Here is a 14,998-nt window from a genome sequence, read left to right as displayed (position 1 = left end):
CAGACCTCGCTCAGAACTTGTCCGGGAACTGTTTGACCAGTGCCGCCGTCAAGGCATCGGCCAACCCGAGAATATGCTCGCGCATGTGTTGCCAGGTAGCCGCTTCTGCCTTGTAGTCCTTTTTCCCGAGTTCGTCGATCTGCGCAATATGGTGGCCGCCATGGGCGGCGAGCATCGTATTGAGCGTAGCTTCCGGCAAGTTGGGGTTGGCCGTAGCGAGGAATTTGGCCAGGGCCTTGGCATTGCTGCCCAAGTCGTTGACCGCTGCCTGTTTACCCGACGCCGACTGGCTGACACTGGCATCACTGTACTGTTTGACCGCGCCCCAGTGCCCGGCGAGCAGTTTCAGCAACTGGTCGGCGGCGGGCTGGCCGTAGAGTGGAGCGATGCTGTTGGCAATCGCAGTGGCATTACTGACCACCTGCTGGCTGGCGACATCGGCCTGTTGACGATTGCCGGCCTGATTGGCGATGGCGTAATCGCGAATCCAGAAAATATGCTCGACCCACAAGTCGCGCAGGGCCAGGCGCGTGGTCAGGGCGGCGGATTCGGCTTGCGGGGCAGGGGTTTGAGCCGCAGGGCTCAAGGTGGGAAGCGTACATAAAGCTGCAAGCAGCAGCACAACTGACAGTCTGATCTTCATGGCAGTACCCTCGGCGGGTTAAGTGGCCTACAAGATCAATTACAGCATGAAAATATGTCGTTATTGATTGAGGTGCCGAACGGTCGCTGGTGTGCATGGGGCCGGTGGTAGCGAGCGAGGCGGCCGTCGTGTTGCTGCTCTGCTACGCTGCAGCTTTTCAGCCTGAACAGCGGTTAAGCCCATGCCGGAAATAACGCCTGAACCTCAAGCGGTCTGCAGCCCGATCACTCGCAGCGCGATCTTCATTGTCGCCACGCTCAAGCCCGGGCCTGAAGCTGCCGAATGTGTACGCGGATGGTGTGCCGATGTCGCCGGGCTGACCCGTTCGGTGGGCAAGCGCGTGCCGGGCGGCAACCTCTCGTGCGTCTGCGGCTTTGCTGACAGCGCCTGGGACCGCTTGTTCGGTGATCCGCGTCCGGCGGCCTTGCACCCCTTTCGCGAGTTCGGTCCAGAGCAGCGCCGTGCCCTGGCAACGCCGGGTGACCTGCTGTTGCACATCCGCGCCGAACACATGGACCTGTGCTTCGAGCTGGCCACGCAATTGATGGCGGCGCTGGGCGGTGCGGTGACCGTGGTCGATGAAGTTCAGGGTTTTCGTTATTTCGACATGCGCAGCATCATCGGGTTTGTCGACGGCACGGAAAACCCGGTCGGGCGCAAGGCAGAGCACTTCACCCTGATTGGCGCTGAAGACCCGGCCTTCAGCGCAGGCAGTTATGTGTTGGTGCAGAAGTACCTGCACAACATGCAGGCGTGGAACGCGCTGACTGTCGAGGCTCAGGAAGGCGTGATCGGCCGTACCAAACTGTCTGATATCGAACTCGACGAATCGGTCAAACCCAGTAGCTCGCACAGCGCGTTGACGGTCCTTGAGGAGGACGGCGAGGAAGTGAAGATCCTGCGCGACAACATGCCGTTCGGCCGCCCTGGTGCCGGGGAGTTCGGCACCTACTTCATTGGCTATGCGCGTTCTCCCGAGCCGATCGAGCAGATGCTCGAAAACATGTTTGTCGGTAAACCTGCAGGTAACTACGACCGCTTGCTCGACTTCAGTACGGCGGTCACCGGTGGCCTGTTTTTCGTGCCTTCAGCCGATGTGCTCGAAGCGCTTGCCGAGCGCACCGGCTAATCGCTACATGCGCGTTGTCAGTGGCTGTCGAGCAGTGCTTTGACTTCGGCAAAGCACTTCTCCGCGAGGGCCGAGCGCGGTTCGCTACGGCGCAGCAGCAGGCCGATCGGAGCATGCACGCTGGCGCTGGCAATCGGCACGATACGAATGTGCTCGCTCAGTTCATCCAGGCCGCTGTGCAGCGGCATGATCGCGCAGCAGATGCCGGCGCAGATCGCCTGGATCAACTGGTAGGTGGAGTCGCTCTCCAGCACCGGTTGCGGGTGCAGGCCCCGGCTTCTGAAACTCAGGTCGACTGACTGGCGGTAGTGCATGCCCTTGGACAGCATCCCCAGGGGTATATCGCTGACTGCCTCCCACGGCAGTTCGGGCTGGTCAAAGTGGTAGTGGCGCGTGTCGTACAGCAGGCCCATGCTGGTAGCGCCCAGTTCGATGACCTCGAAGAAGCTGGTGTTGATCTGGTCCAGATAGCAGATACCGAGGTCGAGCTGGTTGCGGCTCAAACCATCGATGACCTGTTCCGAGCTCAGTGACGAGAGCTGGAAATGCAGCTCTGGGTAGCGCTGGGCCAGGGGCGTGAGGAAGCTCATCGGGTTGATGCTCGACAACGGCACCATGCCCAGGCGCAGGTTGCCGACGATCTGCCCGCGGCAGCTGGCAGCTTCGGCCTGCAGGCCGTCGTAGGCCGCCAGCAGGGTCCGGGCCCAGGCCAGAATGCGCTCGCCGGCTTCGGTGAAACCTTCAAAACGTTGGCCGCGGGTTACCAGCACCAGGTCCAGCTCGTCCTCCAGGTTGCGCAGGCGCATGGACAGCGTCGGCTGGGTGACGTGGCACAGCGCAGCGGCCTGGCCGAAGTGTCTGGTCTGATCCAGGGCGATGAGAAACTTGAGTTGTTTGATGTCCATGGCGCGGCCTGGCAAGTGGTATGGGGTTGAGCATAGTGTGGTTACGCAACCCTACGCGCAGGGCAAAAGTGCGTCCAATGAGTATGAGTGACCGGCTGATAAGTGCGGTCGATCAAGCGGGTGGTTGTGGTGTTTCGCCAATAGAGGGTGTCGATAGGCTGTTGTGAACTATCGATTGGACGGCTTTTGTTTTAGTCACTAGTTTCCCCGAAGATTACTCTTCGACCCTGAGGCTATTACATGAGTGTGAAAATGGATGCGGTTTTTGTACCGGTCAACATCGCCGTACTGACCGTCAGTGATACCCGCACTTTTGCGACCGACACCTCCGGCGAATTGCTGGCGACTCGCGCCGTGGAAATGGGCCATCGCCTGGTGGCCCGTGAGCTGGTCAAGGACGATGTCTACAAAATCCGTGCGCAGGTGGCGACCTGGATCGCCGACGACCAGGTGCAGGTGGTGCTGGTGACCGGTGGCACCGGTTTTACCGCCCGCGACAGCACCCCCGAGGCGGTGGCCTGTTTGCTCGACAAGCATATCGACGGATTTGGCGAGTTGTTCCGTGCCTTGTCGATCCTCGATATCGGTACCTCCACGGTGCAGACCCGCGCTTTGGCCGGGCTGGCCAATGGCACGCTGGTGTGCTGCCTGCCGGGCTCGACCGGTGCCTGCCGCACGGCGTGGGAAGGCATCCTGGCCGAGCAGCTCGATGCCCGTCACCGTCCCTGCAACTTTGTTGCCCACCTCAAGCCCGGCAATCTGTGTGGGTCGCGTCAAGAGCAATGAACAAGGGTGGGGGATGCCAGTGGGAGCGGGCTTGCCCCGCGATACGATTTGGCTGACAGACCGCAATCGCGGGGCAAGCCCGCTCCCACAGCAAGCCCGCTCCCACCCTATGCCCTCAACTGAGGACGAAGTCCACTGGCTGCAGGGGCGCGGGCAGGTCGGTGTGACCTGCTGCTGAGAGAATTTCCCGTTCGATCGTACGCACCATGGCATCGGTAGGCAGGTCGTTTTCATCGTGCCCGAACGGGTCTTCCAGTTCATCGCTGATGGCGTCCAGGCCGAAGAAGGTGTAGCTGACAATCGCCGTGAAGATCGGCGCCAGCCAACCCAGCGGCTGGGCCATGGCGAACGGCAGCAGCACGCAGAAGATGTAGATCGTGCGGTGCAGCAGCAAGGTGTAGGGGAAGGGCAAGGGTGTGCTTTTGATCCGCTCACAAACGGCCTGGGCTTCGGACAGCCCATGCAAGCGCTGCTCAAGTGCCATGTAGCGCCATTCACTGATGGTGTTTTCTTCGGCCAGACGCGAACAGATCCTGCCTGTCTCTTGCAGGATTGCATCGCTGATGTTGTGAGCGGGCAGGGCGGATACACCAGGCACCCATTTGCGCGCGACGTGCTGTTCGTCTTCGCCTCGTAACCTGGCGTTCAGCGCATGGGCATAACCGCACAGATTCAGCAGCAGGCTTTCGCGCAGTTGCCGATCGGTGATGATGCAGCTTTCGCGAATGAACGAGCGTATTTCGATGATCACCTGACCCCAGGCTTTGCGGCCTTCCCACCAGCGCTCGTAGCAGGCGTTGTTGCGAAAGCTCATGAAAATCGACAGCGAGATGCCGAGCAACGTGAAGGGCGTGGCGTTGACCCGGGAAAACAGCGCCGGGTGCAGGTTCTCGATCAGGACGATCAGCGAAGCCAGTGCGGTGACCATGACAGTGCGCCGGGCGATGCGCTTGGCTATCGAACCTTTGAGGGAGATCAGGACGTTGAGCAGGTTGGGTTTGGGGTGAACGATCATCAGGGTTCCGTTAGCCGCCGGTCATGTTCATGAAGCGCAGGATCTGCACGTCGCCGTTGATGTCGAAGTGGTGACGGTAGGGCTTGAGGGTCATGGCGTCGCGAATGGCCTTGTCCAGCCGGGCGCTGTCGCCGGGGTGCGCGCGCAGCACCTGCTTCAGGTCGCTGGCGTGCTCGTTGCCCAGACACAGCAACAAACGGCCTTCGACGGTCAGGCGCACGCGGTTGCAGCTGCCGCAGAAGTTATGGCTGTGGGGCGAAATGAAACCGATGCGAATCTGCGGCGCTTCGGCCAGGCGCCAGTAACGTGAAGGGCCCTGGGTGGATTCAGCCGATTCGATCAAGGTGAATTGTTCCGCGATGCGCGCGCGGACTTCATCGCTCGAGCAGTAGGACTCGCTGCGCTGGTGCTCACTGATGACCCCCAGAGGCATTTCTTCGATGAAGGAAATGTCCAGCTCGCGGTCGATGGCAAAGCGCACCAGGTCATTGATTTCGCCGTCGTTGCGGCCCTTGAGCACCACGCAATTGAGTTTGGTGCGGCGAAAGCCGGCTGTGTGTGCGGCGTCGATACCAGCGATCACCTGATGCAGATCGCCGGTGCGGGTAAGCGCTTTGAAGCGCTGCGGGTCGAGGCTGTCGAGGCTGATGTTCAGGCGCGACAGCCCGGCATCGAACAAGGGTTTGGCCAGGCGTCCGAGTTGTGAGCCATTGCTGGTCATGCACAGCTCGCGCAACCCCGGCAGCGCCGCGACGCGTGTGCACAGCTCGACAATGCCGCTGCGCACCAGTGGCTCACCGCCGGTCAGGCGGATCTTGCGGGTGCCCATGGCGACGAAACGCTCGGCCACTTGATACAGCTCTTCAAGGGTCAGAATGCGTTGGCGCGGCAGGAACTGCATGTCTTCAGCCATGCAGTAGACGCAACGGAAATCGCAACGATCGGTCACCGACATCCTCAGGTAATCAATCTTTCTATTGAAGCCATCGACCAATGTAGTGTCGTTTGCATTCACGGTTGCGATTACCTCTTTTAATTTCATGTCGGTTATTGCGGTGAACGCATGGGGTGCAAATAAATTAAATAATCAGGGTGTCTTGTATCGAGCATAGGGAGCTGCGGGGGGGACGTCAAATTGCTTTTAGTGACTAATTGATAAGTGTCGTCTATCACTGCTGTGAGCCCCGTATTCTGTGGCTTGTGGCTGTGATAGAGGGTTTTGATCGGTCTGTAATTACTTTCGATTGGACGCGTAGGAATTGGCTCAATAGCCTGAAAGGGTAAATGAAACGGGAAGGCAGTTAGTGTCCGGCTGATTGTTGTTTATATGGCAGCTTGATTTAGCCGTATAGCGGCCCTTGCCTTGAGATTAATTAATCTCTGCGTGCATATTGAGGAATACCCTGATGAGTCAAGACGAACACATCAAAAATTATAATGCCCCGGCAGCCGGTTGGGGCGCGCTGAAAAGCGTTACCAAGAGCTGGCTGGGCAGTGAGAATGCTTTCAAGAACCTGCGGGTGATGCTCAAGACCAACCAGAACGGCGGCTTCGATTGCCCGGGTTGTGCCTGGGGCGAGTCGCCTGACGATGGCATGGTCAAGTTCTGTGAGAACGGTGCCAAGGCGGTCAACTGGGAGTCCACCGGTCGCGCTGTCGACCCGACGTTCTTCTCGCGCTACAGCGTCAGCGCGCTCGCCGGGCAGAGCGACTACTGGCTCGAATACCAGGGCCGCCTGACACACCCGATGCGCTATGACGCGGCCACCGATCATTACGTCGAAACCTCGTGGGAGGAGGCCTTTACCCTGGTCGCGCAACACCTCAACGGCCTCGACTCGCCCGACCAGGCCGAGTTCTACACCTCCGGTCGCGCCAGTAACGAGGCGGCGTTCCTCTACCAGCTGTTCGTACGGGCCTTCGGCACCAATAACTTCCCCGACTGCTCGAACATGTGCCACGAGGCCAGCGGCGTAGGGATGGGCGAAACCCTCGGGGTAGGCAAGGGCACTGTGGTGTTCCACGACCTGGAGGAGGCGGACGCGATTTTCGTCATCGGCCAGAACCCCGGCACCAACCACCCGCGCATGCTCGAACCGCTGCGCGAAGCGGTCAAACGTGGCGCCCAGGTGGTCTGCTTCAACCCGCTCAAGGAGCGCGGCCTGGAACGTTTTCAGCATCCGCAGCATCCTTTCGAAATGCTCAGCAATGGCTCCGAGCCGACCAACACCGCGTACTTTCGGCCTGCCTTGGGCGGCGACATGGCGGTAATGCGCGGTATCGCCAAGTTCCTGCTCAAGTGGGAGCGTGAGGCCCAGGCCAATGGCGAACCGGCGGTGTTCGACCATGCCTTTATCGCCGAGCATACCTCGGGCGTGGATGCCTACCTGGCGCAGGTCGATGCCACCAGCTGGGCGCATATTGTCGAGCAATCCGGCTTGAGCCTGGCCGAGCTGGAACTGGCGGCGCGCATGTACCGGCGTGCCGAGCGGGTGGTGATGTGCTGGGCGATGGGCGTTACCCAGCACCGCCATTCGGTGCCCACCGTGCAGGAAATCATCAACCTGCAACTGCTGCGCGGCAACGTCGGCAAACCGGGGGCCGGGCTGTCGCCGGTGCGCGGTCACAGCAACGTACAGGGAGACCGCACCATGGGCATCGACGAGCAACCGCCCGCGCGGCTGCTTGATGCCCTGGAGCAGCGTTTTCGCTTTCAGGTGCCACGCGCGCATGGCCATAACGCGGTGCTGGCGATCCAGGCGATGGAGGAAAAACGTGCCAAGGTGTTCATCGCCCTGGGCGGCAACTTCGCTCAGGCTACGCCGGATACGCCGCGCACTCACGACGCCTTGCGCAACTGCGAGCTGACCGTGCACATCGCCACCAAGCTCAATCGATCGCACCTGGTCACCGGTCGTGATGCGTTGATCCTGCCGTGCCTTGGGCGCACCGAAATCGATGTGCAGGCTGAAGGCCCGCAGGGCGTTACCGTGGAAGACACCTTCAGCATGGTGCATATCTCCTACGGCCAGCTCAAACCGAGCTCGCCGCTGCAACGTTCGGAGCCATCGATCATTGCCGGTATTGCCAAGGCCACCTTGGGCGACCGGCCGATCGATTGGGAATGGGCCGTGGCCGACTACAGCCGTATTCGTGACCTGATCGCCGACACCATTCCAGGCTTCGAAGATTTCAACGCCCGATTGCAGCATCCCGGTGGCTTCCATCTGGGTAACCCCGCCGCCGAACGGCAGTGGAACACCGCCTCTGGCAAGGCCCAGTTCACCCCGAGCCTGTTGCCGGAGCAGTTGATCAATGAGGCGGTGCTGGCGCGTGGCGACAAGCCTGATCTGGTGCTGCAGACCCTGCGCTCCCATGACCAGTACAACACCACCTTGTATGGCCTGGATGACCGTTATCGCGGCGTGTTTGGCCTGCGTGAAGTGATCTTTGCCAATGAGCAGGACATTCGCCGCCTGGGCTTCAAACCCAACGAGAAGGTCGACCTGGTGTCGCTCTGGGAGGATGACCGCGAGCGCCGTGTAAGCGGCTTTACCCTGGTGGCCTACGACATTCCCTGCGGCCAGGCCGCAGCGTACTACCCGGAGACCAATCCACTGGTGCCGCTGGAAAGCTACGGCGACCGCACATTCACGCCAACCTCGAAGTTCATCGCCATCAAGCTTGAGAAGGCGCGGGACAACAACCGGATTGCGTCGGCGAACCTCTGATCGTTACGCCGTTTGCGTTATTTGACTTGAAGCGTTGAGCGCCCACGGCAGCTCCAGCGGGCTGCCGTGTCCGGGCGTGCGCGCGTCTGCAAGGATTTCCTCATGAACACTCTGGGTGCGTTGGACCTGGCGCGGATTCAATTCGCGTTCACCGTCTCGTTCCACATCATCTTCCCGGCCATCACCATCGGCCTGGCCAGTTTTCTGGCCGTGCTCGAAGGTTGCTGGCTGAAGAGCAATAACCGGGTCTACAAAGACCTCTACCATTTCTGGTCGAAGATATTTGCCGTCAATTTCGGCATGGGCGTGGTCTCGGGGCTGGTCATGGCCTACGAGTTCGGCACCAATTGGGCGCGCTTCTCTGACTTCGCTGGCAGCGTCACCGGGCCACTGCTGACCTACGAAGTACTCACCGCGTTCTTCCTCGAGGCCGGATTCCTCGGGGTGATGCTGTTTGGTTGGGACCGGGTGGGGCGGCGCCTGCATTTCTTTGCCACGGTGATGGTGGCCATCGGTACGCTGATCTCGATGTTCTGGATCTTGTCGTCCAACAGCTGGATGCAGACACCGCAGGGGATCGAGATCATTGATGGCCGGGTGGCACCGGTGGACTGGTTCAAGATCGTCTTCAACCCGTCGTTCCCTTATCGCCTGATGCACATGGCGCTGGCGGCGTTTCTGTCCACCGCGCTGTTTGTTGGCGCCTCGGCGGCCTGGCACCTGCTGCGCGGCAACGACTCGGCGCAGATAAGGAAAATGCTGTCGATGGCCATGTGGATGATCCTGATTGCCACGCCGGTGCAGATCGTCGTCGGTGATGCCCATGGTCTGAACACCCTCAAGCATCAACCGGCGAAAATCGCGGCAATCGAAGGCCACTGGGAGAACAAGCCCGGCGAGCCGTCACCGCTGGTGCTGTTCGGGTTGCCAGACATGGACGCCGAGACCACGCACTACAACATCGAAATCCCCTACCTGGGCAGCCTGATCCTCACCCACAGCCTGGACAAACAGATCCCGGCGCTCAAGAACTTTGCCAAACAGGACCGGCCCAACTCCACCATCATTTTCTGGAGTTTCCGGATCATGGCCGGGCTCGGCATGTTGATGCTTGGCTGCGCACTGCTGGCCCTGGTGCTGCGGCGCAATGGTGCTCTGTATCGCAACAGGCTGTTCCTGCGGTTCGCCCTGCTGATGGGGCCCTCCGGTCTGATTGCCCTGCTGGCCGGCTGGTTCACCACCGAAGTGGGGCGTCAGCCCTGGGTGGTCTACGGCCTGATGCGCACCACGCAAGCGGCGTCCAATCACAGTGCCATGCAGATGAGCGTGACCCTGGCACTGTTCGTGGTCATTTACTTCTCGGTGTTCACCGTTGGCATTGGCTACATGATGCGCCTGGTCCGCAAGGGCCGAAGGCCTGTGCGGCGCATGACGTCACACCTACCGAGACCCTGCTAGCAACTTCCCGCAGACTGCTGTCTGCCGCCGACTGAGAGGGACTGGAACATGGCAATTCAAGGTATCGACCTGTCGATCATCTGGGCAGTCATCATCGCCTTCGGCCTGATGATGTACGTGATCATGGATGGCTTTGACCTGGGGCTGGGCATCCTTTTTCCGCTGATTTCCGACGCCAGCGAGCGCGATGTGATGATGAATACCGTCGCGCCGGTCTGGGATGGTAACGAGACCTGGGCGGTGCTCGGTGCGGCGGCGTTGTACGGAGCGTTTCCGTTGGCCTATTCGGTGATCCTCGAGGCGCTCTATCTGCCGTTGGTGCTGGCGCTGGCCGGGCTGATCTTTCGTGGCGTGGCGTTCGAGTTTCGCTTCAAGGCGAGCGCGCAAAAGCGTCACTGGTGGGATAAAGCATTTATTGGTGGTTCGATCCTGGCGACTTTTTTTCAGGGGGTGGCAATCGGTACCTACATCAGTGGCATCCCGGTGGTCGACCGTCAGTTTGCCGGCAGCGCCCTGGACTGGCTGGCGCCATTCCCGCTGTTCTGTGGCCTGGGCCTGATCCTGACCTACGCACTGTTGGGCAGCACCTGGCTGCTGATCAAGACCGAGGGCATGCTCGAGTCGCGCATGCGTCACTACAGCCGTCCGCTGGCGTACCTGCTGGCACTGGTCATTGCGATCATCTGTGGCTGGACGGCAATGATCCATGACGATATCGCCCAGCGCTGGTTCGCTGGCAGTCACTGGCTGCGTTCTGCTGCCATTGCCGTGCTGGCCGTGGCTGCAGTGCTGGTGATCCAGAAGAGCTTGCGCAAACGTCACTCGCACTGGCCGTTCATTGCGGTGGTTGCCTTGGTGTTCCTCGGCTATCTGGGACTGGCCATCAGCATCTGGCCGAACATCGTGCCGCCCGCGATCAGCCTGTGGCAGGCCGCATCGCCAGCGTCGAGTCAGCTGTTTGCCTTGATCGGGGCGCTGTTCATCATTCCGGTCATCCTCGTCTACACCTTCTGGAGCTATCACGTGTTTCGCGGCAAGGTGAAGGTGGGGGACGCCTATCACTGAGGTCGTTCAGGGCCTTCGCATCGCGGGGCAAGCCCGCTCCCACAGAGGCATGCGCTCCCACCTGAAAATGTCTACCCTGTTGCGAAATATTACAAAACAGGATGGGGAACATGCCGTTAAAGGACTTGCTGCTGGCACTGGTGGTGATCGTTGTCTGGGGCGTCAATTTCGTGGTGATCAAGGTGGGCCTGGACGGCCTGCCGCCGATGTTGCTGGGGGCATTGCGCTTCGCCTTGGTGGCGTTCCCGGCGGTGTTGCTGGTCAAACGACCACAGTTGCCCTGGCGCTGGTTGATTGCCTATGGCGCAACGATCTCGCTGGGGCAGTTCGCCTTTCTCTTCGAGGCAATGAACAATGGCATGCCACCGGGGCTGGCTTCGTTGGTGCTACAGTCCCAGGCCTTTTTTACCCTGTTTTTTGCCGCGGTCTTTCTGGGCGAGCGGCTGCGTGCGGCCAGCGTCCTGGGGCTGCTGGTCGCGGCAGGTGGATTGGCCCTGATCGGCAGCGAGAACGGCGCCAGCGTGCCGTTCTTTGCGTTGCTGTTGACGCTGTGTGCAGCGTCGATGTGGGCCATGGGCAATATCATTACCCGGCGCTTCGGCAATATCGATCTGGTCGCTCTGGTGATCTGGGGCGGGCTGATTCCACCGCTGCCGTTCTTCGCCTTGTCCTGGTGGCTGGAAGGGCCGGCGCTGATCGAAAGCGCCCTGCGCGGGATTGGCTGGAGTTCGATCCTGTCTCTTGCATACCTGGCATTTATCGCCACCATGCTTGGCTATAGCTTGTGGGGGCAGTTGTTGTCGCGCTATCCGGCCGGCAAGGTGGCACCGTTTTCGTTGCTGGTGCCGGTGGTGGGCTTGAGCTCGTCGGCGCTGCTGCTGGGTGAGCGCCTGACGCCCATGCAGGGCTGGGGTGCGCTGCTGGTCATGGCCGGGTTGCTGATCAATGTCTTTGGCCCGCGTTTGCTGGCTGCCCGAATCGCGGCGCAAGGCAACGCCTGAACAGGGCAGCAGCTTGTGCATTGCCCGGTGCAGTCCTAATATCCAAGCTTCAACTTGTGTATTGGGGCTGGCAATCAAATGGATTTGCACACCTCCCTGTGGCTGTTTCAGGCCATCCTCGCGTCGGGTTTGAGTCTCTGGCTGTGTATTGCGGTACTCAACAATCTTCAGGCCTTTCGCGCATCCGTCGGTGCAGTAGGGGCGACCATGGCCATGGCGCCCTTGCGTCAGGAACCGGCCATTGACATCCCGTTGCTCGGCCGCGCCCTGCATTCACCTGGCTGGCACCGCATCGCCTTGCTGCTGGTGCTGGTACTGCAGGTCCTCGCTGCAGGGGCCGCGCTGACCGGCAACTACCTGTTGCTGGTCGAGACCGATCTGATGCAGGCCCGCCCATGGTTGAACCTGGCGCTGAGCGCGTTTCTCGGCTTTACCTTCAGCATGTTGTTGGGTGGCCTTTGGTTCGGTTACTGGATTCGTCAGGAAGGCTTGCAGCTGACCCATCTGGTGCTGGTGCTCTGGGCCTTGCTAGCCTTTGTGGTGTTCAACCTGCCGTGGGCGTAGGGGAATGCCGTGGGCTGACCCGATACACACAACGGCGTTGGCCCGACAGCAGATGTTCACAACGTTCGACCAGCGCCTGTTCGCCGAGCACCGTTTGAAACACCTGCAGCTCCGAGCGGCAGAAACCCTGACAGCGGCTGGCGGCGACGCAAATCGGGCAGTGGTTCTCGATGATCAGCCAGCCGTTGTCGCAGGCCTGCATTTCGGCCATATAGCCGGCCTGTTCGCGCAACTGCACCAGGGTGCGCACCTTGTCTTCCAGGTTGTGCAGTTGGCTGCAGGCCTGTTGGTATTCGGCGCGGTGGGTCGCTTCCATGCGCTGGATCAGTTGCTCGACACCGTCGCTGCCGAACACCTGTTCGACGCTTTCGATCAGTTGCAGGGTCAGCACACTGTGCGCATCCGGAAAGCGCCGTTGCGCGGTCTCGGTCAGTAACCATTTCTGGGAGGGCCGACCGGCGCCGTTGGCTGGCGCGCTGATGCCGCTGATCAGTTGCGCCGCCTGCAGCTTCTGAACGTGTTGGCGCGCGGCCTCGAAGCTGATCTGCAGCAGGCTGGCCAGGTCGGTGGTCTTCAGCGCGCCGCGGGTCTTGAGCAGAAACAGGATGCGCTCGGCGGTGGAGTTGCTGGCGTCGGTGGCGGTCGGGGTCATGGAAGGGCGGTCGTCATGCACATGGAAAGTCCAGGATTGTATTGAATGAGCGCTGAAAATGCCGCTCTGCGCCGCGCATCAGGCCAGGGCCAGGCCGCGGCTGCCGGTGATGCGCCGAACCAGTATCAGGGTCAGCACGGGGGCCAGGGCAAATACGCCGAACAACCACAACGCAGCGTGCTGGGCACCGACCACGCCACCGGGATCGACCAACCCGGCGCTGTTGCTCACCAGCCCGGCCAACGCCGCAGCCAGGGCCGTGGCATACAGCTGCACGGTGGTGATCGACGCCGAAGCGAGGTTTTCTTCGCCAGGGCGTGCGGCGCTCAGTACCCGGCTCAACAGGTGCGGCCAGCCAAGCCCAATACCCAGGCCAACGCCGGCCAGGGCCAGGCAGTAACTGGCAACGCCGAGCACGCTGGTCAGCCAGTGGATCTGGGCGGTCATCCAGGCCAGCGCCAGCAGCGCCGCGACGATCACCGCCGGCCCCAGGCGAATCAGCCGCTCGGCCGCATCGCCCGTGCGGCTGGCGCTGAGCAGGGCGGCGAGGGTCCAGCCAGCGGCCATGGCGGCGGTCATGTAGCCTGCGGCGAGGGGGCCGAGACCATGGATCTGCTGGAGGAAATAGGGCACGAAAATCTCGGTGGTCATGGCCGCAATCAACAGACACATCACCCCATACAGCACGCCCAGGCGGGTGCCCAATGAGTAGGCCCCGGTGGGTAGCAGGCGACGTTCGGGATCTCGGTCAAGGCGGGCGATCAGCACGGCGATGGCAAGACCGGCAGCGATGCCGAGCAGGTTCCACAGCAGGTGACTGGACAGGCTGGCCGCCGAAATAGCCAGCACCGAGGCCACCAGGCAGGCGATCAAACCATAGGGTGGGCGTGAGCTGCTGGAGGTGCCGGCGAGGGTGTTGTTCAGCTGAGTGATGACGATTACCGCCAGCAGCGCAATCACTGGCAGCAAGGCCCAGAATGCCCAGCGCCAATGTCCGCTCTCGGCAAACACGCCGCCGATGGCCGGGCCGCAGAGGGTCGCCAGGCCCCACATGCCGGAAACCATGGCCATGGCGCGCGGCCATAGGCGTGCATCGAACACCAGGCGGATCAGGGCATAGCTCAGGGCAAACAGAATACCGCCACCCAGGCCCTGGACGCTACGGCCAGCCAGCAGCACCGGCATGCTCGGGGCTGCCGCGCAGAGCGCTGAACCTGCTGCGAACACGGCCAAGGCCAGGAGGAACGCGCGCCGTGGTCCAAGGCCTTCGAGCAGCCGCGCCGAAAGGGTCGAGCCGATGATCGAGGTGACCACGAACAGCGTCGTGCTCCAGGCATAGAAGGCCAATCCACCGATGTCGGCAATCACGGTCGGCAGGATGGTGGTGACGATGTAGACGTTGATCGCATGCAGCGCCACCCCGCCGGCCAGCGCAATCGAACGCAGGGCGTTGCGGCCATGCAGCAGTTCGGCCCAGGAGGCGTTTGCCGGCGTAGGCGGTGAGGGCATGTGCGGTTCCTTCGCAAGGTGATGAGTGCCTGGAAGTCTAGGTGCGCCTCTCGTATTACACAAATGATTGCTTGGATAAATAGCCGGTGGACGATCTTCGGCATTTGTTACCATCGGTTTTTTGCCGTGGTCCGGATGGGCTCGGCGTACAACCTGCAAGACCGAAGGGAAGGAGAGCAGCATGATTATCACCACTACAGGCACTGTCGAGGGTCGGCAAATTGCCGCCTACCTGGACGTGGTCAGCGCCGAATCGGTCCAGGGTATCAACGTGGTGCGCGACGTGTTCGCCAGCTTTCGCGACTTTTTCGGGGGCCGTTCGCAAACCCTGGAAAGCGCCTTGAAAGAAGCCCGCGAGCAGGCCACCGATGAAATCAAGGCCCGTGCCCGCAGCCTGCAGGCCGATGCCGTGGTCGGCCTGGATTACGAGATCAGCATGCCGTCGGCCCGTGGCGGGATGGTCGTGGTGTTCGTCACCGGCACCGCGGTCAAGCTTCGGTAGGAGCGGGCTTGCCCCGCGATTGCGGGCTGTCAGCCACA

Annotated in this window: 13 protein-coding genes and 1 pseudogene; 8 read left to right on the top strand and 6 right to left on the bottom strand. The window is 61.4% G+C overall.

Annotated elements, in window-relative coordinates; genetic code table 11:
• Positions 1-10: 10 nt before the first annotated feature.
• Positions 11-643, bottom strand: coding sequence for a hypothetical protein (locus tag PSAKL28_RS14890; RefSeq protein ID WP_038611835.1), 633 nt, complete (start codon positions 641-643; stop codon positions 11-13).
• A 181-nt stretch (positions 644-824) separates the two neighbouring features.
• Between PSAKL28_RS14890 and PSAKL28_RS14885 the strand changes: the two genes are divergently transcribed.
• The gene (locus tag PSAKL28_RS14885; RefSeq protein ID WP_038611832.1) at positions 825-1,772 is read left to right on the top strand and encodes a Dyp-type peroxidase; all 948 of its coding nucleotides are present in this window, start codon (positions 825-827) and stop codon (positions 1,770-1,772) included.
• Positions 1,773-1,789: 17 nt separating this feature from the next.
• On the opposite strand, the gene PSAKL28_RS14880 is transcribed toward PSAKL28_RS14885, so the two are convergent.
• The gene (locus tag PSAKL28_RS14880) at positions 1,790-2,677 is read right to left on the bottom strand and encodes a LysR family transcriptional regulator (protein ID WP_038611828.1); all 888 of its coding nucleotides are present in this window, start codon (positions 2,675-2,677) and stop codon (positions 1,790-1,792) included.
• A 240-nt stretch (positions 2,678-2,917) separates the two neighbouring features.
• Between PSAKL28_RS14880 and moaB the strand changes: the two genes are divergently transcribed.
• Complete coding sequence (gene moaB / locus PSAKL28_RS14875) at positions 2,918-3,463, top strand: molybdenum cofactor biosynthesis protein B (protein WP_038611825.1); 546 nt, start codon at positions 2,918-2,920, stop codon at positions 3,461-3,463.
• Positions 3,464-3,578: 115 nt separating this feature from the next.
• On the opposite strand, the gene PSAKL28_RS14870 is transcribed toward moaB, so the two are convergent.
• Together PSAKL28_RS14870 and moaA are read right to left on the bottom strand one after the other, a co-directional pair.
• The gene (locus PSAKL28_RS14870; RefSeq protein WP_038611823.1) at positions 3,579-4,478 is read right to left on the bottom strand and encodes a bestrophin family protein; all 900 of its coding nucleotides are present in this window, start codon (positions 4,476-4,478) and stop codon (positions 3,579-3,581) included.
• Positions 4,479-4,488: 10 nt separating this feature from the next.
• Complete coding sequence (moaA, locus tag PSAKL28_RS14865) at positions 4,489-5,520, bottom strand: GTP 3',8-cyclase MoaA (protein ID WP_051939388.1); 1,032 nt, start codon at positions 5,518-5,520, stop codon at positions 4,489-4,491.
• A gap of 364 nt (positions 5,521-5,884) precedes the next feature.
• On the opposite strand from moaA, the gene PSAKL28_RS14860 reads away from it, so the two are divergent.
• The 5 genes and pseudogenes from PSAKL28_RS14860 to PSAKL28_RS14840 all read left to right on the top strand — a co-directional run bounded on the left by PSAKL28_RS14860 (position 5,885) and on the right by PSAKL28_RS14840 (position 12,297).
• Positions 5,885-8,209, top strand: coding sequence for an FdhF/YdeP family oxidoreductase (locus tag PSAKL28_RS14860; RefSeq protein ID WP_038611817.1), 2,325 nt, complete (start codon positions 5,885-5,887; stop codon positions 8,207-8,209).
• Positions 8,210-8,311: 102 nt separating this feature from the next.
• Positions 8,312-9,619, top strand: a pseudogene (locus tag PSAKL28_RS14855) (cytochrome ubiquinol oxidase subunit I); the annotation flags it as partial.
• A gap of 96 nt (positions 9,620-9,715) precedes the next feature.
• Positions 9,716-10,732, top strand: coding sequence for a cytochrome d ubiquinol oxidase subunit II (gene cydB, locus PSAKL28_RS14850; protein WP_038611812.1), 1,017 nt, complete (start codon positions 9,716-9,718; stop codon positions 10,730-10,732).
• A 110-nt stretch (positions 10,733-10,842) separates the two neighbouring features.
• Entirely contained in the window at positions 10,843-11,733 is an 891-nt protein-coding gene (locus PSAKL28_RS14845; RefSeq protein ID WP_038611809.1) for an EamA family transporter, read from the top strand.
• 78 nt (positions 11,734-11,811) lie between these two features.
• Positions 11,812-12,297 (top strand): DUF2165 family protein, encoded by a 486-nt coding sequence (locus PSAKL28_RS14840; protein ID WP_038611807.1) that lies wholly within the window; start codon positions 11,812-11,814, stop codon positions 12,295-12,297.
• Here the strand turns inward: PSAKL28_RS14840 and PSAKL28_RS14835 are convergent.
• Entirely contained in the window at positions 12,278-12,949 is a 672-nt protein-coding gene (locus PSAKL28_RS14835) for a helix-turn-helix transcriptional regulator (protein WP_038616693.1), read from the bottom strand. The genes PSAKL28_RS14840 and PSAKL28_RS14835 overlap by 20 nt on opposite strands.
• 78 nt (positions 12,950-13,027) lie before the next feature.
• Positions 13,028-14,458, bottom strand: coding sequence for an MFS transporter (locus PSAKL28_RS14830; RefSeq protein WP_038611804.1), 1,431 nt, complete (start codon positions 14,456-14,458; stop codon positions 13,028-13,030).
• Positions 14,459-14,639: 181 nt separating this feature from the next.
• Between PSAKL28_RS14830 and PSAKL28_RS14825 the strand changes: the two genes are divergently transcribed.
• Positions 14,640-14,960: a YbjQ family protein gene (locus PSAKL28_RS14825; RefSeq protein ID WP_038611801.1), complete on the top strand. Its 321-nt coding sequence runs from the start codon at positions 14,640-14,642 to the stop codon at positions 14,958-14,960.
• Positions 14,961-14,998: the final 38 nt, after the last annotated feature.

Origin of the sequence: Pseudomonas alkylphenolica (assembly GCF_000746525.1) — a bacterium.
GTDB lineage: Bacteria > Pseudomonadota > Gammaproteobacteria > Pseudomonadales > Pseudomonadaceae > Aquipseudomonas > Aquipseudomonas alkylphenolica.
This window is presented reverse-complemented; position numbering and strand designations above follow the sequence as displayed.

Bases quoted from the DNA above. Each gene is read 5' to 3' on its own strand.
- PSAKL28_RS14845 (WP_038611809.1), top strand. From the start codon at position 10,843: ATGCCGTTAAAGGACTTGCTGCTGGCACTGGTGGTGATCGTTGTCTGG.
- PSAKL28_RS14880 (WP_038611828.1), bottom strand. From the start codon at position 2,677: ATGGACATCAAACAACTCAAGTTTCTCATCGCCCTGGATCAGACCAGA.
- moaB (WP_038611825.1), top strand. From the start codon at position 2,918: ATGAGTGTGAAAATGGATGCGGTTTTTGTACCGGTCAACATCGCCGTA.
- PSAKL28_RS14840 (WP_038611807.1), top strand. From the start codon at position 11,812: ATGGATTTGCACACCTCCCTGTGGCTGTTTCAGGCCATCCTCGCGTCG.
- PSAKL28_RS14830 (WP_038611804.1), bottom strand. From the start codon at position 14,458: ATGCCCTCACCGCCTACGCCGGCAAACGCCTCCTGGGCCGAACTGCTG.
- PSAKL28_RS14825 (WP_038611801.1), top strand. From the start codon at position 14,640: ATGATTATCACCACTACAGGCACTGTCGAGGGTCGGCAAATTGCCGCC.
- PSAKL28_RS14860 (WP_038611817.1), top strand. From the start codon at position 5,885: ATGAGTCAAGACGAACACATCAAAAATTATAATGCCCCGGCAGCCGGT.
- cydB (WP_038611812.1), top strand. From the start codon at position 9,716: ATGGCAATTCAAGGTATCGACCTGTCGATCATCTGGGCAGTCATCATC.
- PSAKL28_RS14890 (WP_038611835.1), bottom strand. From the start codon at position 643: ATGAAGATCAGACTGTCAGTTGTGCTGCTGCTTGCAGCTTTATGTACG.
- PSAKL28_RS14835 (WP_038616693.1), bottom strand. From the start codon at position 12,949: ATGACCCCGACCGCCACCGACGCCAGCAACTCCACCGCCGAGCGCATC.
- PSAKL28_RS14870 (WP_038611823.1), bottom strand. From the start codon at position 4,478: ATGATCGTTCACCCCAAACCCAACCTGCTCAACGTCCTGATCTCCCTC.
- PSAKL28_RS14885 (WP_038611832.1), top strand. From the start codon at position 825: ATGCCGGAAATAACGCCTGAACCTCAAGCGGTCTGCAGCCCGATCACT.
- moaA (WP_051939388.1), bottom strand. From the start codon at position 5,520: ATGAAATTAAAAGAGGTAATCGCAACCGTGAATGCAAACGACACTACA.